The 1606-nt window shown below is 45.8% G+C and carries 1 protein-coding gene; it reads left to right on the forward strand.

Features of this window, described 5'->3' with window-relative positions; translation table 11 throughout:
- Positions 1 to 1606: cadherin-like domain-containing protein (locus tag C9J38_RS21425; protein ID WP_146144079.1), on the forward strand; the 1606-nt coding region annotated here is incomplete at both ends.

A 1606-nucleotide genomic window follows, 5' to 3' on the forward strand; every position in this document is an offset into this window, starting at 1 on the left:
TCACTGTTAATGTAACCGTGAATCCAGTCAATGATGCACCAGTATTGGTTGATGATAACAATGATCCACTGGGCACAGACATTGCCGTCACGACTGATGAAGAAGTCGCAGTGAGCGGTCAACTGTCTGCGACAGATGTTGATGGTGATAGCTTAACCTTCACGCAAAGTTCTAACCCGACAAATGGTCAAGTGACGGTTAATACTGACGGCACATGGACTTACACACCAAACAGTGACTTTAATGGTGATGATAGCTTTAAGGTTGAAGTCAGTGACGGCCAAGGTGGCACTGACACCATCACTGTTAATGTAACCGTGAATCCAGTCAATGATGCACCAGTATTGGTTGATGATAACAATGATCCACTGGGCACAGACATTGCCGTCACGACTGATGAAGAAGTCGCAGTGAGCGGTCAACTGTCCGCGACCGATGTTGATGGTGATAGCTTAACCTTCACGCAAAGTTCTAACCCGACCAATGGTCAAGTGACGGTTAACACTGACGGTACGTGGACTTACACACCAAACAATGACTTTAACGGTGATGATAGCTTTAAGGTGGAAGTCAGTGACGGCAACGGCGGCACCGACACCATTACCGTTAATATCAAAGTTAATCCAATCAATGATGCACCAGTATTGGTTGATGATAACAATAATCCATTAGGCAGTGACATTACCGTCACGACCGATGAAGAAGTCGCCGTGAGCGGTCAACTGTCTGCGACCGATGTTGATGGTGATAACTTAACGTTCACTTCATCGACGAATCCAACGAACGGTACAGTTACCGTCAACACTGATGGCACATGGACTTACACACCTAAGACTAATTTCCACGGTGAAGATAGCTTTAACGTTGAGGTCAGTGACGGCAACGGCGGCACCGATACGATCACTGTTAATGTGACCGTGAATCCTATCAATGATGCGCCAGTGATTGTTGATGATAACAATAATCCACTGGGCACAGATATTGGTGTTGAGACCGATGAAGAAGTCGCAGTGAGCGGCAAATTGTCCGCGACCGATGTTGATGGCGATAGCTTAACGTTCACTTCATCGACGAATCCAACGAACGGTACAGTTACCGTCAACACTGATGGCACATGGACTTACACACCAAACAGTGACTTTAATGGCAAAGATAGCTTTAAGGTTGAGGTCAGTGACGGCAAAGGTGGTACTGACACCATCACGGTGAATATCAAAGTTAATCCAATCAATGATGCGCCAGTATTGGTTGACGATAACAATGATCCTCTGGGTAGTGACATTACCGTTACGACAGATGAAGAAGTCGCAGTGAGCGGCAAACTGTTCGCGACCGATGTTGATGGCGATAGCTTAACCTTCACGCAAAGTTCTAACCCGTCAAATGGTCAAGTGACGGTTAACACTGATGGCACATGGACTTACACACCTAAGACTAATTTCCACGGTGATGATAGCTTTAAGGTTGAAGTCAGTGATGGTAAAGGTGGTACCGACACCATCACCGTGAATATCAAAGTTAATCCAATCAATGATGCGCCAGTATTGGTTGATGACAACAATAATCCACTGGGCAGTGACATTACCGTTACGACCGATGAAGAAGT

The sequence above is a fragment of the Photobacterium sp. GB-210 genome (genome assembly GCF_003026075.1).
GTDB lineage: Bacteria > Pseudomonadota > Gammaproteobacteria > Enterobacterales > Vibrionaceae > Photobacterium.